The sequence below is a fragment of the Aeromonas sobria genome (genome assembly GCF_006243315.1).
Taxonomy (GTDB): Bacteria; Pseudomonadota; Gammaproteobacteria; order Enterobacterales; family Aeromonadaceae; genus Aeromonas; species Aeromonas sobria_A.
In genome coordinates this window covers 1-19,017 of sequence record NZ_NKWE01000069.1, presented here as the reverse complement: position 1 = coordinate 19,017, position 19,017 = coordinate 1, and the positions used below count along the sequence as shown (strand labels likewise).

The following is a 19,017-nucleotide window of genomic DNA, read 5'->3' as shown; positions in this document are numbered from 1 at the left end:
AGGCCGTCATGTTACCCAGCCACTTTTTCGCCAACCTCGCCCGCATGAAGCTGATCTACCGCTGGCCCCTGATGCGCAACATCCAGCCCGAGAACATCGCCGAGCACAGCCTGCAGGTGGCCATGGTGGCCCATGCCCTCGGCATCATCAAAAACCGGCTGTTTGGCGGCAGCGTGAATGCCGACCGCGCCGCCGTGATGGCGCTCTACCACGACAGCAGCGAGGTGCTGACCGGCGATCTGCCCACCCCGGTCAAATACTTCAACCCCGAAATCGCCCGCGAGTACAAGAAGATAGAGCTGGCCGCCGAGCAGCGGCTGCTCGGCATGCTGCCACCGGAACTGATCGAGGATTTTCGCCCGCTGCTCGACTCTCGCGTACAAACGGGCACGCAAGATGAGGAGCTGACCAGGCTGGTCAAGGATGCCGACACCCTCTGTGCCTATACCAAGTGTCTGGAGGAGATCAACGCCGGCAATCGGGAGTTCGAACCGGCTCGCAAGCGCCTCGAAGCCATGCTGGAAGCACGGATGAGTGAGGAGATGCGCTACTTTATCGACACCTTTGTGGCCAGCTTCTCGCTGCCGCTCGATGAGCTGAACGCCCACTAAGCCACGCCACACCACCTGAAAACAGAAGGGCCCGCCGGTTTGCACCGGCGGGCCCTTCGTTATCTATTGCAGATTAGATGCGGTGCATCAGTGGCCCAGCTCGCGGGACGGCACCAAACCGCTCGCCCGCCAGGCGGGATAGAGGGTCGCCACCAGACTCATCAGGATGGCGGCGCCAGTCACGATGAGCAGATCCTGCATATGCAACTCGGTCGGCAGAAAGTCGATGAAGTAGATATCCGGATTGAGGAAGCGATGACCGATCAACCCCTCGATAAAACTTAAGATCTGGGTCAACTTGCTGGAGAGCAGCCCACCGAGCAAGGCACCGAGCAGCGCCCCCGCCACCCCGTTCACCATCCCCTGAATCACGAAGGTGAGCCGGATCTGGCCGGGGCTCGCCCCCATGGTCTTGAGGATAGCAATCTCGCTGCGCTTCTCGTTCACCGCCATCACCAGAGTGGAGACGATGTTGAAACAGGCTACCGCCACCACCATCAGCATCACCACATACATCACGGTACGCACCATCTGGATGTCCTGATAGAGGTAGCCCTGGCTGTTCATCCAGCTGCGGATATAGACGTGATGGGGGAACTGCTGCGCGGCGGCAACCGTGATCGACTGCGCCTTGAGCACGTCGCTCACCCGCAGACTGAAGCCCTCCACACCGCTGCCCATGCCAGTGATGGTCTGGGCATCCGCCAGATGCATAAAGCCGAGCAGCCCGTCAAGTTGACCGCCGATCTCCAGCAGCCCCACTACGGTCAGCGCTTCCCGTTTGGGATTTTTGATCCCCGCCTGATCGCCCCCTTGTGGCAGCAGCAGGGCGACAGCGTCCCCTACCTTGACCCCCAGCTTGTCGGCGATGGTCTTGCCGAGGATCACCCCATGCTCACCCGGCTGCAGCTCACGCAGGCCGCGGCCCGTCATGTATTTGCCTGCATCCGACAAGTTGGCTTCCAGCTCGGGCAGCACGGCGCGCAGCTGCACCCCCTTGAGGGCGGAGCCGTGCTCCAGCAGGCCGTTCAAACGGATCACCGGTGCGGCAGCCTCGACACCTGGCTGAGCCAGCAGATAGTCCCGCAGCCGGGGCCATTCGGGCAACGGCTGCTCGACCGCATCCAGCTCGCCCTGCGGCACCACAGATAACACCCGATCTTTGAGCTCGCGCTCGAAACCGTTCATGGCGGAGAGACCCAGGATCAGCGCCACCACCCCAAGGGCAATACCGATCAGGGAGGAGGCCGAGATAAAGGCGATAAACCCGTTGCGACGGCGGGAGCGGCTGTAACGCAGGCCCAGAAACAGGGGCAGCGGTTTGAACATCAGGCAACCTCCGCCATCACGCCGCTCACCAGAGTCACCCGGCGATGGAGCTTGGCCGCCAGGCTCAGGTCGTGAGTCACCACCACAAACGCAGTGCCCAGTTCACGATTCAATTCGCACAGCAGTTCATAGACAGCGGTAGCACTGGCGTGATCCAGATTGCCGGTCGGTTCATCCGCCAGCACCAGACTCGGCTCATTGACCAATGCACGGGCAATCGCTACCCGTTGACGTTCGCCACCGGAGAGCTCGGAGGGGCGGTGATTCAAACGATGAGATAACCCCACTCGCCCCAGCATTTTGGTCGCCTTTTCGGTGGCAACCGCCACCGACTCACCGGCGATCAGCAGCGGCATGGCGGTATTTTCGAGCGCACTGAACTCGGCGAGCAGGTGGTGGAACTGGTAGACAAACCCCAGCTCGCGGTTGCGAAAGCGCGCCTGAGTACGGCTATCCCAGTGGTGGATATCCTCCCCCTTGAACAGCACGGCGCCGCTGGAAGGGTTATCTAATGCCCCCATCAAGTGCAGCAAGGTGGTCTTGCCGGAGCCCGAGCTGCCCACTACCGCCAACATTTCGCCCGGTGCGACGCAAAGATCGATCCCCTTGAGCACCTGGGTCTCCAGCTCACCCTCTTGATAGACATGATTGAGCGCCTGACAGCGCAGCAGAGGTTCACGGGATACGGCTTCATTCATACAAGGGGCTCCACTTGCCTCAGTAACTACACTGGCACCGGTCACGGCACCATTAACAACACCGGCATTCACACCGGCGGTAACAACAGAAGATGACTGATCCACAGAGTTACTCATAACGCAGTGCCTCGGCCGGTTTGACCCGCGCCGCACGAATAGCCGGATAGAGGGTGGCGCTGAAGCTCAGCAGCACGGCGCCCAGCAAGATGGTCATGACCTGACTGGGCTCGACGATGACCGGCAAGCCACTGCCACCTGCCGCCATATAGAGGTTGAGCCCCACCCCGTTGAGCAGGGGGTTGAGACCAAGGGAGAGCGCAAGGCCCGCCAATCCGCCAAACAGGGCGCCAATCACCCCGCTGGAGGCACCGAGTACCATGAAGATCTTGACGATACCGGACTCGCTCATGCCCATTGTGCGCAAAATGGCCACTTCCCCCTCCTTGTCACTGACCACCATCACCAGCGCGGAGAGGATATTGAAGGTGGCGACGGCGATGATCAGCACCAGCATCAGCCCCATCATCCGTTTTTCCATGGCCACCGCCTGGAACAGCTCGCCCCGCTCGCGGCGCCAATCCTGCCACTGCAGCCCATCGGGCAGCGCACTCTTGATCACCTCGTCGACCGCAAAGGGATCATCGAGCCAGAGGCGAATGCCCCCGACCGTGTCGGTCGGCAGACGCAACAACCGCTGGGCATCCCCCAACGCAATGAGTGCAATCTGGTTATCCACATCAGCGCCCACCCCGAAGATGCCGGAGACGGTAAAGAGACGCTGGGCTGGCACCCGGCCAAACGGCGTAAAACGGGTTCCTTCAGTGAGGAGCAGCCGCACCTGATCACCGATGGAGACATTGAGACGGCGTGCGACCCCCTGCCCCAGCACGATCTGATAGTGACCAGCCTGCAAGGTATCAAGGCGACCTCCCAGCATCTGGCTATGAAGAATGTCATCCTTGGGCCAGTGGGCGGGGTCGATCCCCTGCACGCTCACCCCGGTCAGCTGGCCGGGGCTTTGCAGCATCCCTTCGCTGTCGAGCATGGGGGCCGTCGCCACCACATGGGGCAAGGTGGCCAGATCCGGCAGACCTTGCGGATCGGCATCAATGCGGCCAGCCTGATTGGTCACCACCACATGGGGGATCACCCCGAGGATGCGCCCCTTGAGCTGCCCTTCGAAACCGTTCATCACCGAAATGACCACCATCAGGGCGGCGACCCCGATGGCAATGCCAAAGGTAGAGAACAGGGAGATAAATGAGACGAAGCGATTGCTGCGCTTCGAGCCGGCATAACGCAGGCCGATGGCCAGCGAAAGGGGCTGAAAAAGTCCGGTCTTCAAGGATATGTACGTTGCCAACAAAATAAGATACCGGATAATAAAGGGAAACCGTCCATGACAACAAGGGATAGCCTCCATGCAGGAACAGTTCTTCAGCGTCACTCATGCCACGCCGGTCAATGTGATCCCCATGCCGGCCGACTTCCATCTCCCCTCGCTGGCGGAGCTGGATGCTGAGTTGCCGGAGCCCTTTCGGATTTCGTCATCCATTACATCCATCGATCTGGTGACCACTCGCCTGCTGCGCAATCAAAACGAGTCGATGCACGATCTGATCGAAATCGTCAACCAGCAGTCCCGCAAGATCGACCTGATCATGGGATATGTGTTGTCAGTACAGGACCACCCGGAACAACGTTTCTACACCCTGCGCTTTAGCGCGGGCCAGCTCACTTACCTGCATCCCGCTCATGGCCATGGCGACGTTCCCCGCTTGCAGCAGATCGTGCGGCTCAAAATTTTCTTGCACGATGAAGCGGCCGCCATCTACTGCTATGGCCAGGTAAAACAGCTCGACCGCAGCGAGAATGGCACCCATGTGCTGCTCGATTATGTGCGGATCCGCGAAGATGACCGTGAACTGTTGGTGCGTGCCAGCCTGCATGTGCAGTCCAGGCAACTCAAGCTGCGCGCCCAAGAGCGTCAACGCTGACCACAGCGCACGCCAACGATAGATCACGTCAACGTTAAAAGAATCGAACAATGCCCATAACACTCCCCGCCTTACCCGCCAAAGCGGGCCAGAAGTTAACCCTCGGCCAGCTGGTCGGCAGCAGTCTCGCCCTGATTGCGGCCCGCCTCACCAGCGACGCCAAAGGGCCGGTACTGCTCATCACCGCCGATACCCCGAGCGCCCTGCGCCTTGAGCAGGAGCTGCAGTATCTGCTGGCTGAGCAGGACTGTCCGGTGCTGCTGTTTCCCGACTGGGAAACCCTGCCCTACGACACCTTTTCCCCCCATCAGGACATCATCTCCCAGCGGCTCGAGACCCTCTACAAGCTGCCGCAGATGAGTAAAGGGGTACTGATCGTCCCCATCTCGACCCTGATGTTGCGCTGCGCCCCCCGGGTATATCTCGACAAATACAGCCTGGTGGTCAAGTCCGGGCAGCGCCTCAACCTGCAGCAACTGCGGGGGCGGCTGGCCGAAGCGGGCTATGTGGCGGTGGATCAGGTGCTGGAGCACGGCGAATTTGCCGCCCGTGGCTCCCTGCTCGATCTCTTCCCCATGGGCAGCAACAGCCCCTATCGCATCGACTTCTTTGATGACGAAGTGGACTCCATCCGCCCGTTCGATCCCGAGACCCAGCGCTCCAGCGAGCCGGTCAAGACCGTCAGCCTGCTGCCTGCCCGGGAGTTTCCCACCGACGAGACGGCCATCGAGCTGTTTCGCGGACAGTTTCGCGAGCAGTTCGAGCTGTCGCGGGCCGAGGGTTCCGTCTATCAGGAGGTAAGCAAAGGGCGCTGGCCCGCTGGCATCGAATATTATCTGCCGCTCTTTTTCAACCAGACCGCCAGCCTGTTTGACTATCTGCCACAAAACACCCTGCTGCTCACCGTGGGGGATATCTACCCCGCCGCCCAGCGCTTCTGGAATGACATCGACCAGCGCTATGAAGACCGCCGCTGGGATAACACCCGACCGCTGCTGCCACCCACGCAGCTCTATCTGCCGGTGGAGCAACTGTTTGCCGCCCTCGGTCAATATGGTGCGGTGCGGCTGCAAGAGGCCCCTACCGCTGGCGATGCAGGCCAGCACGATCTGCCCATCTCGGCGCTGCCCGAGCTGCAACTTGATCACAGCAAGGAGCAGCCGCTACTGGCGCTGAACCAGTTCCTGCAAGGCTTTGCCGGTCGCACCCTGTTTGCGGTGGAGTCCGAAGGCCGGCGGGAAGTGCTCGGCGATCTGCTGGCGCGTATCTCGCTGCAGCCCAAAGAGTTCGCCTCGTTAAGGGATTTCATGGCGAGCACGGCCCGCCACGGTCTGCTGGTGGCGCCGCTGGAGCGTGGCTTCCTGCTGCAGGAGGCCGGAACTGATGCCAGTAATCAGCCACTGGCGCTGATCACCGAGACCGAACTGCTGGGCGGCAAGGTGCGCAGCAAGCGCGCGCGGGAGAAGAGCAAGAACCTGAGCTCCGATGCGGTGATCCGCAACCTCGGCGAGCTGACTCAAGGCCAGCCGGTGGTGCATCTGGATCACGGGGTTGGCCGCTATCTGGGGCTGGAAACCCTCGATGCCGGTGGCCTGCCCACCGAGTTCCTCACCCTCGAATATGCCGGTGGCGACAAGCTGTTCGTGCCGGTCACCAGTTTGCACCTCATCAGCCGCTATACCGGCTCTGATAACCCGCCCAGCCACAAGCTCGGCGGTGAAGCCTGGGTCAAGGCGCGGCGCAAGGCGGCCGAGAAGGTGCGCGACGTGGCGGCTGAGTTGCTGGATGTCTATGCCCACCGCGCCGCCCGCGCCGGTTTCGCCTTCAAGCACGACAAAGAGGCCTATCGCCAGTTTGCCGCCAGCTTCCCGTTCGAGGAGACCGACGATCAGCTCAACGCCATCAATTCGGTGCTGGGGGACATGTGTCAGGCCAAGAGCATGGATCGACTGGTGTGCGGCGACGTGGGTTTTGGCAAGACCGAAGTGGCGATGCGTGCCGCCTTCGTGGCCGTCCATGGCGGCAAGCAGGTCGCCGTGCTGGTGCCCACCACCCTGCTGGCGCAACAGCACTACGACAACTTCCGCGATCGCTTCGCCAACTGGCCGGTGCGGGTCGAGGTACTGAGCCGCTTCCGCTCCGCCAAGGAGCAGACCGCCGTGATGAAAGAGCTGGCGGAGGGCAAGGTGGATATCATCATCGGCACCCACAAGCTGCTCGGCGCCGAGCTCACCTTCAAGGATCTGGGCTTGCTGGTGGTCGATGAGGAGCACAGATTCGGGGTGCGCCAGAAAGAGAAGATCAAGGCGCTGCGGGCCGATGTGGATATCCTCACCCTCACCGCCACCCCGATCCCGCGCACCCTCAATATGGCAATGGCGGGGATGCGGGATCTCTCCATCATCGCCACCCCGCCCGCCAAACGGCTCGCCATCAAGACCTTCGTACGCCAGCACGAACCGGCGGTGGTGCGCGAGGCGGTGCTGCGGGAACTCAAGCGCGGCGGCCAGGTTTACTACCTGCACAACGACGTGGAGAGCATCGAAAAATGCGCCGCCGATCTGGCGGAGCTGGTACCCGAGGCCCGCATCGGTATCGCCCACGGTCAGATGCGCGAGCGCGACCTTGAGCGGATCATGTCCGACTTCTACCACCAGCGTTTCAATCTGGTGGTCTGCACCACCATTATCGAAACCGGTATCGATGTGCCGAGCGCCAACACCATCATCATGGATCGGGCGGATCACCTGGGATTGGCCCAGTTGCACCAGCTGCGGGGTCGGGTTGGCCGCTCTCACCATCAGGCCTATGCCTATCTGCTCACACCACACCCCAAGCTGATGAGCAAGGATGCGGTCAAGCGGCTGGAGGCGATCGCCGCCCTTGAGGATCTCGGCGCCGGTTTTGCGCTGGCGACCCACGATCTGGAGATCCGTGGCGCGGGCGAACTGCTCGGTGACGATCAGAGCGGCCAGATCGAATCGGTCGGCTTCACCCTCTATATGGAGATGCTGGAGCAGGCGGTCGAGGCGCTGAAAAATGGCAAGGAGCCGTCACTGGAACAGCTGATGAGCCAGCACACCGAGGTGGAGCTGCGCCTGCCTGCGCTGTTGCCGGATGACTATATTCCGGACGTCAACATGCGGCTATCCATGTACAAGCGGATCGCCAGTGCGGCGGACGAGCAGGAGCTGCGCGAGCTGAAAGTGGAGCTGATTGACCGTTTTGGCCTGCTGCCGGAGGCGTCCAAAACCCTGCTGGAGCTGGCGGCCTTCCGCCAGCGTGCTACTGCGCTGGGCATTCGCCGGGTAGAGATGAGCGAGCGCGGCGGCTATCTCGACTTCACCCAGGAGACCCGCGTCAATCCGGCCTATCTGGTCAAGTTGCTCTCCAGCCAGCCACGGGTCTACAAGATGGACGGGCCGACCCGGCTGCGGTTTCAGATGCCCACCCAGGAGCGCGCCATGCGTCTCAAACTGGTGGATGGCTTGCTGGCAGATCTGGCCAACAACAGCCAATGAGGCTCTGCAACGCTGGCGGCTAGCCATAACGATAACGCCAACTAAAACGGGAGCCAGATCGGCTCCCGTTTTTTATTTGCTATGTGTCAGCAGGGTACTATCAGCCCTGGTTGGCCGGATCCTCGTGAGCAGAGAACTCCCGCATAAAGGCCTCGGCCCGCTCCACCATCTTGGTGGAACCGACGAAGTAAGGGGTGCGCTGGTGCAGCGCGGTGGGCTGGATATCCATGATCCGGCCAAAGCCGTCGGAGGCCTTGCCGCCCGCCTGCTCCACCAGAAACGCCATCGGGTTGCACTCATAAAGCAGCCGCAGTTTGCCGTTCGGCGAGTTGGTACCGGACGGATAGATGTAGATGCCGCCCTTGAGCAGGTTGCGATGAAAATCAGAGACCAGGGATCCGATATAGCGTGAGGTGTAGGGGCGATTGGTCGCCTCGTCGCGCTCCTGACAATATTTCAGGTACTTCTTCACCCCGTCCGGGAACTTGATGTAGTTGCCCTCGTTGAGCGAGTAAATCTTGCCCTCTTCCGGAATGCGGATGTTCTCGTGAGAGAGGCAGAAGCAGCCGATGGAAGGATCATATGTAAAGCCGTTAACGCCAAAGCCGGTGGTGTAGACCAACATGGTGGAAGAGCCGTAGACCACGTAACCGGCAGCGACCTGACGGTTGCCCGGCTGCAAGAAGTCTTCCAGTGTCACTGCGCCACCTTGCGGGCTCAAACGGCGGTAGATGGAGAAGATGGTACCGACCGAGACATTGACATCGATGTTGGAGGAGCCGTCGAGGGGGTCGATCAGCACCACGTATTTGGAATTTTTGGAGAGTGGCGAGTCAAAGGCCACGAAGTCCTCTTCCTCCTCCGAGGCCATGCCACACACCTCGCCACGGGCCTCAAGTGCTGCCTTGAAGCGTTCGTTGGCATAGACATCCAGCTTCTGCTGCACCTCCCCCTGCACGTTTTCAGCACCCATCGAGCCGATGATATCTGCCAGCCCAGCCTTGTTGATCTCCCGGTTCACCACCTTGGCGGCGAGGCGGATCGAACTCAGCAGCGAGGTCAGCTCGCCAGTCGCGGTAGGGTAGTCCGCCTGCTTTTTGACGATGAACTCACCCATGGTGATCATGTTTCGCATTGTTATTCCTTTAGGTCGCATCAGTTGGCTTTGAAAACGTTTGCAGGGGCCGGTAAAAAAAACACCGATCACCGACGGCCTTGATTTGTAACCTAATGTAACGCCTGCCTTTGCTTTTTGCAGCGAATTAAGCGGTCTAATAAATCGACGATTTCGCCCCTTTCTCGCTCAATTATTCCCTTTAAAAGGTTTCATACGATAACTTAAGCCCGCTTAATTCGTGCAAATAAGCGGCTGTATCCCGCGTGATGACTGGCATTCAGCCGCTGGCTAAAGCACCGGCTGACACTTGCTTCCCACTCTGCCGCCCCTTGAGATCCGATCGCCAATCCAGCACACTGATTTCGCTTTGGAAGCAAATAAAACTCAAGGATTATCAATGAACAAGACTCTCATTGCCGGCATGGTAGCCGGACTGTTTGCCCTTCCCGCCTGGGCTGCCCAGGTGCCTGCCGGTACCAAGCTGCTGCCGGATGCCCAACAAATCTACGTGACCAATATCGGCAGCGAGCCCACCACCATCGACCCCCAGCTGGTGGAAGAGAGTGCCGGTAGCGCCATCGTCAACGATCTGTTTGAAGGGCTCTACGTACTGGATGGCCAGGGCAAGACCCAGCCCGCTGGCGCACTCAGCTACGAGGTCGATAAAACCGGCACCGTCTACACCTTCAAACTAAGGCCCGAGGCCAAATGGTCAAACGGTGAACCGGTCACCGCCGCCGATTATGTCTACGGCTGGCAACGGGCGGCCGACCCCAAAACCGCCTCCAACTACGCCTGGTTTATCGAGTTGACCGGTGTGGTCAATGCTGGCGAGGTGATCCAGGGCAAGAAGAGCCCGTCAGAGCTCGGCATCAAGGCGCTCGATGAGCACACCCTGCAGGTGACCCTGACCAATCCGGTTCCCTTCTTCCTGAAGACCCTGGCTCACTACACCACCTTCCCCGCCCCCAAAGCGACCATCGAAAAATTTGGCAAGGAGTGGGTCAAACCGGGCAACATCGTCTCCAACGGCGCCTTTGTGCTCAAGGAGTGGACCCCCAACGAGCGGCTGAGCGCCGAGCGCAATGCTCATTATTGGGATAATGGCAACACTGTGATCAACAAAGTGGTCTATCTGGAGATCGTCTCCGAGACTGCCGCCTACAACCGCTATCGCACCGGTGAGCTGCACTACACCACCTATCCGCTGGAACAGTACAAGCATCTCAAGAGCCAGAGCCCGGCAGAGCTGGTGAGCGCCCCCATGCTGGCCACCTATTACTATGTGTTCAATGTGAACCGCAAACCGTTCGATGATCCGAAAGTGCGCAAGGCGCTCTCGCTGGCCCTTGATCGAGAGACCATCACCGACAAGATCCTGGGACAAGGGCAGCTGCCCGCCTTCAGCCTGACCCCGCCGAGTGTCGATGGCTTTGATCTGAAAAAACCGGCCAGTCAGCAGCAGAGCAAAGAGGCGCGGATCTCGCAGGCGAAAGCATTGCTGGCCGAAGCGGGCTATGGCCCGGACAAACCGCTGACTGTGGATATCCTCTACAACACCAACGAGGGGCACAAGAAGATCGCACTGGCCATCTCCTCCATGTGGAAACACAACCTGGGGGTCACCGCCACCCTCAACAACATGGAGTGGAAGACCATGGTCTCCACCCTCAACGAGGGGGATTTCGGTGTCAGCCGTTACTCCTGGAACGGGGACTATAACGATGCCTCCACCTTCCTCGATATCCTGACCTCCAGCAGCAGTGCCAACAGTGGCAAGTGGTTCAACAAGCAGTACGACGCCCTGCTGGCCAAGGCCCATGACGCGCAGGATGCTGCCGAGCGCAATCAGCTCTACCAGCAGGCAGAAGCCCTGATCGAGGCAGAAGCCCCGATCGCGCCGGTCTACTTCTACGTCAAATCGCGGCTGCTCAAGCCGTTCGTCAAGGGTTATCCCTATGAGAACCCGCAAGACATCGTCTATAGCCGGGACCTCTATCTGGTCGCCCAGTAATCGGCCACTCGACACCTCACCATAAAAAAGCGCCTGCATTGCTGCAGGCGCTTTTTCGTTCTTGGCCAGCACATCACGCTGCCAAATTACCCGTCCGGGCACGATTACTCCTCGGGACAGGGCGCCATCGCCACCCGGCTGCGCCTCAGCACCACAGGTCGCACCAGCAGCTGCGCCAGCAAGACACCGAGCAGAGTCAGACCGCCCCCGATCAGGTGATAGCTGGTCAGCCGCTCCCCCAGCAGGGTGATGGCAAGGCCAGCCGTCAGTACCGGCAACAGATTCATAAAGATGGCGGTACGGTTGGCACCGAGCAGGGAGATCCCCTGCATCCAGAGCCAGGGACAGAGTGCCGACGCAGGGATCCCCGCATAGAAGATCAGCAAGAGCGCACGCCCCTCGGGCAACTGACCATCCACCAGCAGATAGAAGGGGGTCAAGATCACCACGCTACAGAGCACCTGACCGTAGAGCAGCGACCAGTTATCCAGCCCCAGATCCCACTTCTTGAGCAGCACGCTATAGAGGGCATAAGTGCCCGCCGAGAGCAGCATGTAGACCGAGCCGATATGAATGCCTTGGGTAAACAGCCGGGTCGGGTCCCCCTGCCCCAGCAAGATAGACAAGCCAAGGATGGAGAGCAGCGCCCCCAACACGGCGCCCCAGGTGGGCCGCTCACGCAGCAGCCAGATGCTGAACAACACGGTCAACAGCGGCGTCAGTCCCATCATCAACCCCATCTCGGTGGCCCCCAGGGTTTGCGCCGCGTAGTAACCAAAGGTCTGGTTGAGCACCATGCCCAGCAGCGCCAGCATGGCGATCTGCCAAAGACCTGCCCGCAGGCGGGCGCGCACACGCCATACCCGACGGGCCAGAAACGGGCTTAATACCAAAGCAGCCACCACCCAGCGCGACCACGCCATCGCGGCGGGCGACAACACACCGACCGCCAGTTTGCTGACGATGCCATTGCCCGCCCAGATGGCAATGCAGGAGAAGGGGAACAAGAAGGCAAGGGGCATGCACACATCCAGGGTCACGGAGCAGATAACAGCGAGCGAGTATAAGGGGCGAGCGGCCAGATACAAATATGCCCGCACAATCGCGGGCATATTTTAACGGTCATCAACAGGCTGGTATATCCGTGCAGAAACGCGTTCAGAAGAACGTCACGCCGCATCCATATGAAGTCTGGAGATCATCTGGTTGACCTCCGTAACCGTTTGACGGTGAGGGATGTCGGCAGCGCTCGGCATCAACAACACACCAAATTGAAAATCAAACCGACCTCGACCATGGATGTAAATCCGACCTTTGAAGAAGGTTTTGACGTGCTTTGCCACCATCAGTGGCAGGTACTTCTTGAACACTCTCATCGTTTGCAACCTCTTGCAGTTGTATCCGTATGACAGCAGCTTCTGCGAAATAATTCCGTTAACTAACTATAAAAAACCGGAAAAATCGCCTATCTCTTCCCAAAAAATTCAATCTATAACTTTTTATTAACTTTTAGCCTATTGTATGCGGCCCTTCCAACCAGAGCAAGGCACCTTTGCCATTGTGCCACTCGATGCAAGCGATCCCTGAGGTGGCAAACATCGGTGCTCCTGCGGCCGGACAGAGGCTTTGCACCAGATACCCCACCAGCGGCAGATGGCTGACCATCAGGATCTGGTCGTGTTGTTCAGCCAGGGCGGTGAGGTAGCTGGCCACGAAAGCGGTATCACCATAAGGGGTAATGTCGCCACTCTCTTCGACGGCTGCTGCGTCAGGTAACTCACTGCATATGGCTTGCCAGGTTTGGCGGGCCCGCAGATAGTTGCTGTGGATCACCCGATCCAGCGGGCCGCTCAGCTGAGGCGCCAACCAGCGAGCCATGTCGATAGACTCTTCAATACCCTGCTCGGTCAAAGGACGCTGTTCATCTGTTTTCGCATTCATGCCAGCCTGGCCATGACGCATGATATAGATCTTCATTACAACCTCGCCCAACGGGCCTGTTTTGATAGCTGGCGGATCTTACCCCGCCACGGGTATGTAAACAATTGCGCTACCTCTCAGAAAAGGGTTTGCCTGACGGGATAGCGCGGTCGATAATCATGTTTAAATTCAAATAAATCCAACGTGAGTCACACGCCAATGAGCCCATATGCCAGTCCTAACGACCATCGGCAATACCATTTTCTGGCGCTGGCTAACCAGCTCAGGGTCTTGTTGATTTGTGATCCCGATACCGACAAATCCGCCGCCTCTCTGGCAGTCAATACCGGCCATTTTGACGATCCTGCCGACCGCCAGGGCATGGCCCATTTTCTGGAACACATGCTGTTTCTCGGCACCGGCACTTACCCCAAGCCCGGTGAATACCAGCAATTTATGAGCCGTCATGGCGGCAGCAACAACGCCTGGACCGGCACCGAGTTCACCAACTTCTTCTTCGAGATCGACAACGGCTTCTTTGAAGCGGGGCTGGATCGCTTCTCCCAGTTTTTTATCTGCCCCACCTTCACCCCTGAGTGGGTAGACAAGGAGCGCAACGCAGTTGACTCCGAGTATCGCCTCAAGCTGCAGGACGACGTGCGCCGCAGCTATCAGGTGCATAAAGAGACGGTCAATCCCGCGCACCCCTTCGCCAAATTCTCGGTGGGCAACCTCGATACCCTGGCCGACCTGCCGGGGCGGGATCTGCGCTCCGACCTTATCCGTTTTTACGAAAGCCACTACAGCGCGGATCGCATGGCGCTGGTAATGATTTCGCCAGCATCGATCGATACCCAGTTGCAGTGGTGCTGTCGCTATTTTGCTCCCATTTTGAATCGCAATTTGGGAACGCCGACCCTCACCATGCCGCTCTACCGGCTCGATGATCTCGGTGTGCGCATCCACATCAATCCGGTCAAGGAGACCCGCAAGCTGTCGCTTAGCTTCCCCTTGCCCAATGTGGACGAGTTTTACGACAAAAAGCCCCTCACCTTCCTGAGCCATCTGCTTGGCTACGAGGGGGATGGCAGCCTGCTCTCCCTGCTCAAGGCGAAAGGCTGGGTCAACCAGCTCTCGGCGGGCGGCGGCATCAGCGGCGCCAACTTCAAGGATTTTGGCGTCAACTTCGGCCTGACCCCCTTGGGCCTTGAACATGTGGACGACATCCTCGCCGCCCTGTTTGGCTATCTGAAACTGATTGGCCGCGAGGGGTTGCAGAGCTGGCGCTACGACGAAAAACGGACCGTGCTCGAATCGGCGTTCCGCTTTCAGGAGCGTGGCCGCCCGCTCGATACGGTGTCGGGGCTGGTGCTCAACCTCTTTAGCTACAAACCTGAGGATCTGCTCTACGGCGACTACATGATGCGGGAATATGACGAGGTGCTGATCCGCCGCTTTCTCGCCAAGCTCACCCCGCACAACCTGCGCATCACCATCACCGCGCCGGAAGTGGCGACCGATCGGCTGGCCCGCTGGTATCAGACCCCCTACAGCGTGGCGACCATCACCGAGGCCGAGAAGATCCGCTGGCAGCAGAGCGAGCCGGATCCAGCGCTGGCCCTGCCGCTGCCCAACCCCTTTATCAGCAGTCGGCTCGATCCACGCTCGCCGGCACTTGCCGCCGACATGCCCGCCTGCCTTATCGATCGTCCCGGTTTTCGCCTCTGGCACCTCCATGAGCACCTGTTCAGCGTGCCCAAGGGCAATCTCTACATCTCCATCGACAGCGAACATGCGGTAAAAAATCCGCGCAATATCGCCATGGCACGCCTCGCGGTGGAGCTGCTGGCCGATCACCTCAACGCCCTCACCTATCCGGCGGAGCTGGCGGGGTTGGGCTACCAGATCTATGCCCATCAGGGGGGCTTTACCATCAACCTGAGCGGTTTTGCCGACAAGCAGCCACTGTTGCTCGACATGATCCTCGGCAACCGCACCCTGGGTTATCCGGATCCGGGCCGCTTCGCCGAAATCAAGGAGCAGCTCATTCGCAACTGGGAAAACCAATCCAAGGCGCGCCCCATCTCCCAGCTGTTCAACCAGCTCACCAGCCTGTTGCAGCCGAACAACCCGCCGTTCGAGCAGTTGCTGCGCCACCTGCGCACCGTCGAGCTGGAAGAGATGCCCGCCTTCGTGGCCCAGCTGTTTGGCGAGGTGCATGTCGAGGCGCTGGTGCACGGCGACTGGAGTGCCGCCGAGGCGCTGGAGCTGGCAGCCCTGATGGAGCGCCACCTGAGCGATATCAATGGCACCAGCAGCAAGCCGAGCGGCGAGACCCGCCGCCCGCTCATCTCCATTCAGGACAGGGGCACCCTTATTCGCGAGCAGGGTTGCGATCACGAAGATTCGGCGCTCTTGGTCTACTACCAGTCCCGCACCACCCGACCGCGGGATCTCGCCTGCTTTACCTTGGCGAACCACATCATGTCCTCCACCTTCTTCCACGAGCTGCGCACCCGCCAGCAGCTGGGTTATGTGGTGGGCGCCGGCAACCTGCCCCTCAATCGCCACCCGGGCCTGATCTTCTATATCCAGTCGCCGGTGGCGGGGCCGCAGATCCTGCTGGATGCAGTGGAGGAGTTTATCGACCTCTTCCCGCTGGCCATGCTCGAATTCACCGAGCAGCAGTGGCAGGAGAGCAAGGCGGGGCTGCAAGCCCAACTGAGCGAGCGGGATGCCAACCTGCGCAGTCGCGGCCAGCGGCTGTGGGTCAGCATCGGCAACAAGGATCTGGGGTTCGATCAGCGGGAACGGGTCTGCGACGAGGTGGGTAACTTAAGCCGCGCCGATCTGGTGCGCTTTATCACCCAGCTGCGCTCGCGCACCTCCGATCGGCTGATCCTCTGCAGCTATGGTCAGGGGCACGAACATGACGAGCGGATCACCGGCCAGTTTATCGATGATCCACGCGCATTTCGGCTCAATGCCGCCACTTTCGAGGCCTGATCAGGCCTCGCTCTCCCCCGTTTTCCCCCTCCCACGGTAAATCGCAGGCAATAAAAAGCCGACCCATCAGGGTCGGCTGGAAAAACCATAACAATTGCGACCAAAGCCGCCAAAAGTGAACATGAGCGTGAAAATCAGACACTGAGTTGCTGATCAGCAAGTGGGCTAAACCCTGAACTTGCGTTGCAATGCCAACAGTGATTGAGAAACAGCCTCATAGTAGGCACTCCCGCCGCGAATCACGTTGATCTATGTCAAAGGAGGTAGCGAAGAGCACGCAGCCGACGATTTGTCGGCGCAGATCACCCTTTGCCCGCCCGTTAGCTGCCCGTTAACCCCGGCGAACCAGCCGGTAGGCCACCTCATCGAAGTAGGAGAGCTGACCCGCCAGCACCTTGGGATGATCCACCTCGGCGGCGCGCCCCAGCACCTCGATGCGAAAATCGCGCTCGAACAGTGCCCGCACCTCCATCTCCCCCACCGAGAAGGGGGGCTGAGTCTGCTGCTCCGGCTGATACTCGAGGGTCACCAGCAGGATCTGGCCGCCTGCTTCCACCAGCTTGCTCATCAGCGCGGCATATTGACGACGCATCGCCGTCGGCAAGGCGATCAGCGCGGCGCGGTCATAGATCAGCCGGTAACGGCGACCCAACTCGGGGGCGGCGAAAAAATCCCCCTGAAAAATGCGCAGGCTGTCCACTTGATGGCACTGATAAGGCCCCACTTCGCTCACGGTAGCGGCGAGCTGGTTTTCACTGAAGAACTGGCTGACGGCAAGGGTCGATAGCTCGAAACCGTCGATCGGATGGCCCTGACCACTGAGCCAGAGCATGTCGCGGGACTTGCCGCACAGGGGAACCAGCACTGGCTCGTCCGCTTGCTGGGCCGACCACCAGGATTGCAGCCAATGGTTGAAGTCCGCCTGATGAAAGCCAATCCGGTTCTCTTCCCAACGCTGATGCCAAAACGCAGCTTCCATCGTTATTACCCTTCTGTACTAAAGATGCCTCAATATCACAACTTAACCGGCACCGCGCAACCCTCTGCCCTGCCCTTTTTGCCGCGCAGCCCCAGCGTGTTATCAGGCGAATGTCAGGAGTTCCCCTTGCCGCCGACCTCACTGCAGCAACTGGCCCGTATTGGCTGGTTTATCACGCTTTAGTCACGGGCACGGCGCCACCGCCCCATACAAAAATGTCATGGGTTGGTGGCGATGAATGAATGAGAGGCATGGCGCTGGCAGGTCAAACCGTGCCTGCCAACGCCAAAAAGGTCACGACAGGGTGGCGCGAGCGGCAGCCAGCTGACGGTCGATATAAGCAAAATCGGGGCGATCGGCGGGAATGTCACAGAGACAGGCCGCTTTGAGCTGATGCAGCCCATCGAGCGGTGAGCCTTGCGCGTCGCAATGCGCCAGCAGCTCCTCCAGCAGGCAGCCAAAGGCGCGCACCTCCAGTCGCTCAAGGCCTTGCGCCCGCTCGCGGTTGCTGCGGTCATAGCTGTTGCGTTCATACAAAGAGGCAGCGCCAAAATCCCCGAGCAGGGCGCGAGCCGGGGCGTCAGGGCCACGGGCAAACAGGATATTGTGGCCGTAGAGATCCCCGTGCATGATGCCCGCGCGGTGCAGATGGCCCGCCACCGAGGCGATGCCGTGGGCCATCGCCAGCGCATCCGGCACACAGAGGCGCAGCCCCTCGGGATAGACATCCCGGGTGCAGGAGTCCAGGCTCGGCGGCCCGGCCAGATTGGCAAAGGCCGGGTCGATCAGCTCCATCACCAGCGCCGCAATGCCGGAGGGGTGATCCGCTACCTTCCCCATCACCTTGATAAGGTTGGGATGGGTGCCCGCCGCCAGCGACGCCGCCATCTCGCAGCGGGGCAGCCCATCGCTGGTCACCGCCCCCTTGAACAGCTTGACCGCCACCTGACTGGCATCGCCTCTGTCGCTCGCCTGACTCGCGTTATCGGCACTGGTATTGGCATCAACCACGTCACCAACCATGTCATCAAAAATAGTGGCGCGATGGATAACGCCGGATGCCCCCTGCCCCAGCAGCTCGCCCAGCGCCAGAGTGTCCCAGGCAAGGGTCGCGACATGGGCATCATCGATGGCCCGCGCCTCCTCCCCTTCGCTAAAGGGGTTGCCGGAGTAGGCGAGCCAGGCGAGGCGCGGCAGCGACAGCAGCCACTCGGGGAAGCGCTCGATCCGGTTGGCGGCGATGCGCAGCAGCTCCAGATTGCGGCAGTTGGCAAGACTGGCTGGCAACTCGCGCAGACGGTTGCCCGCCAGCATCAGCTTTTGCAGGGCGTCACACTGGCCCAGCTCATCGGGCAGTTGTTCCACCGCGTTGTCAGTCAGGATCAACCAGCGCAACCCCGCAGGCAGCGCCCTGGCCGAGACGGTGGCAATCTGGTTGGCCTTAAAGCCCACCATGGTGAGCGCCGAACAGCGCCCCAGCACCTCGGGCAGCTCGGTAAAACGGTTCTCGGAGCAGAAGATGATGCGCAATTTGCTGAACCCGGCCAGCTCGTCAGGGAGCGCGCTGAGCTGGTTGCCGGTGAGATCCAGCACCTCCAGCGTCTCTTTAAGACTCAGGATCTCGGGTGGGAACTCCGTCAGATTTTCACAAAGCTTCAGATGGCGGGCACCGCACAGTTCACCCGCGCGCAGCTGTTCCAGAGTATGCATAACCGTTTCTCAATCCAGATGACCGCTCTGACGGCACAACACGGCCATCAGCGCGCGCCGAACCTGCGTCCGGCGGTTTTAAAGGGGGGCATTATAAAGGCTATGTCCCAATTAC

The 19,017-nt window shown here is 60.2% G+C and carries 14 protein-coding genes; 5 read left to right on the top strand and 9 right to left on the bottom strand.

Annotated elements, in window-relative coordinates:
* The first annotated feature begins 8 nt into the window (after nt 1-8).
* Complete coding sequence (yfbR, locus tag CF137_RS19895) at nt 9-611, top strand: 5'-deoxynucleotidase (RefSeq protein ID WP_139721190.1); 603 nt, start codon at nt 9-11, stop codon at nt 609-611.
* Between the two features lie 87 nt (nt 612-698).
* On the opposite strand, the gene lolE is transcribed toward yfbR, so the two are convergent.
* The 3 genes from lolE to CF137_RS19880 form a co-directional block, all read right to left on the bottom strand.
* The gene (gene lolE / locus CF137_RS19890) at nt 699-1,940 is read right to left on the bottom strand and encodes a lipoprotein-releasing ABC transporter permease subunit LolE (RefSeq protein ID WP_139721187.1); all 1,242 of its coding nucleotides are present in this window, start codon (nt 1,938-1,940) and stop codon (nt 699-701) included.
* Nucleotides 1,940-2,638, bottom strand: a complete 699-nt coding sequence (gene lolD, locus CF137_RS19885; RefSeq protein ID WP_101319749.1) for a lipoprotein-releasing ABC transporter ATP-binding protein LolD — start codon at nt 2,636-2,638, stop codon at nt 1,940-1,942. Before lolD ends, lolE begins: the two co-directional genes overlap by 1 nt.
* A gap of 109 nt (nt 2,639-2,747) precedes the next feature.
* The gene (locus CF137_RS19880) at nt 2,748-3,983 is read right to left on the bottom strand and encodes a lipoprotein-releasing ABC transporter permease subunit (protein ID WP_139721185.1); all 1,236 of its coding nucleotides are present in this window, start codon (nt 3,981-3,983) and stop codon (nt 2,748-2,750) included.
* 76 nt (nt 3,984-4,059) lie between these two features.
* Between CF137_RS19880 and CF137_RS19875 the strand changes: the two genes are divergently transcribed.
* Together CF137_RS19875 and mfd are read left to right on the top strand one after the other, a co-directional pair.
* Nucleotides 4,060-4,635 (top strand): PilZ domain-containing protein, encoded by a 576-nt coding sequence (locus CF137_RS19875; protein WP_139721182.1) that lies wholly within the window; start codon nt 4,060-4,062, stop codon nt 4,633-4,635.
* 50 nt (nt 4,636-4,685) lie between these two features.
* Nucleotides 4,686-8,156: a transcription-repair coupling factor gene (gene mfd / locus CF137_RS19870; protein WP_139721180.1), complete on the top strand. Its 3,471-nt coding sequence runs from the start codon at nt 4,686-4,688 to the stop codon at nt 8,154-8,156.
* 100 nt (nt 8,157-8,256) lie between these two features.
* Here mfd and fbp read toward each other — a convergent pair whose 3' ends face one another.
* Entirely contained in the window at nt 8,257-9,291 is a 1,035-nt protein-coding gene (gene fbp / locus CF137_RS19865) for a class 1 fructose-bisphosphatase (RefSeq protein WP_042020895.1), read from the bottom strand.
* 379 nt (nt 9,292-9,670) lie between these two features.
* On the opposite strand from fbp, the gene CF137_RS19860 reads away from it, so the two are divergent.
* Complete coding sequence (locus CF137_RS19860) at nt 9,671-11,287, top strand: peptide ABC transporter substrate-binding protein (RefSeq protein ID WP_139721178.1); 1,617 nt, start codon at nt 9,671-9,673, stop codon at nt 11,285-11,287.
* Between the two features lie 104 nt (nt 11,288-11,391).
* Here the strand turns inward: CF137_RS19860 and CF137_RS19855 are convergent, their stop codons facing one another.
* The 3 genes from CF137_RS19855 to sixA all read right to left on the bottom strand — a co-directional run bounded on the left by CF137_RS19855 (nt 11,392) and on the right by sixA (nt 13,264).
* Nucleotides 11,392-12,309, bottom strand: a complete 918-nt coding sequence (locus CF137_RS19855; protein ID WP_139721176.1) for a DMT family transporter — start codon at nt 12,307-12,309, stop codon at nt 11,392-11,394.
* Between the two features lie 147 nt (nt 12,310-12,456).
* Complete coding sequence (locus CF137_RS19850) at nt 12,457-12,663, bottom strand: DUF1107 domain-containing protein (RefSeq protein WP_139694198.1); 207 nt, start codon at nt 12,661-12,663, stop codon at nt 12,457-12,459.
* A 133-nt stretch (nt 12,664-12,796) separates the two neighbouring features.
* Nucleotides 12,797-13,264: a phosphohistidine phosphatase SixA gene (gene sixA / locus CF137_RS19845; RefSeq protein ID WP_098969595.1), complete on the bottom strand. Its 468-nt coding sequence runs from the start codon at nt 13,262-13,264 to the stop codon at nt 12,797-12,799.
* Nucleotides 13,265-13,426: 162 nt separating this feature from the next.
* Between sixA and CF137_RS19840 the strand changes: the two genes are divergently transcribed.
* On the top strand, nt 13,427-16,213 hold the full coding sequence (locus tag CF137_RS19840; protein ID WP_139721170.1) for an insulinase family protein: 2,787 nt from the start codon (nt 13,427-13,429) through the stop codon (nt 16,211-16,213).
* A 331-nt stretch (nt 16,214-16,544) separates the two neighbouring features.
* On the opposite strand, the gene CF137_RS19835 is transcribed toward CF137_RS19840, so the two are convergent.
* Nucleotides 16,545-17,192, bottom strand: a complete 648-nt coding sequence (locus CF137_RS19835) for a thiopurine S-methyltransferase (RefSeq protein ID WP_139721169.1) — start codon at nt 17,190-17,192, stop codon at nt 16,545-16,547.
* Between the two features lie 294 nt (nt 17,193-17,486).
* Nucleotides 17,487-18,902 carry a leucine-rich repeat-containing protein kinase family protein gene (locus CF137_RS19830; protein ID WP_139721167.1) on the bottom strand — a complete coding sequence of 472 codons (1,416 nt, stop codon included), beginning with the start codon at nt 18,900-18,902 and terminating at the stop codon, nt 17,487-17,489.
* Nucleotides 18,903-19,017: the final 115 nt, after the last annotated feature.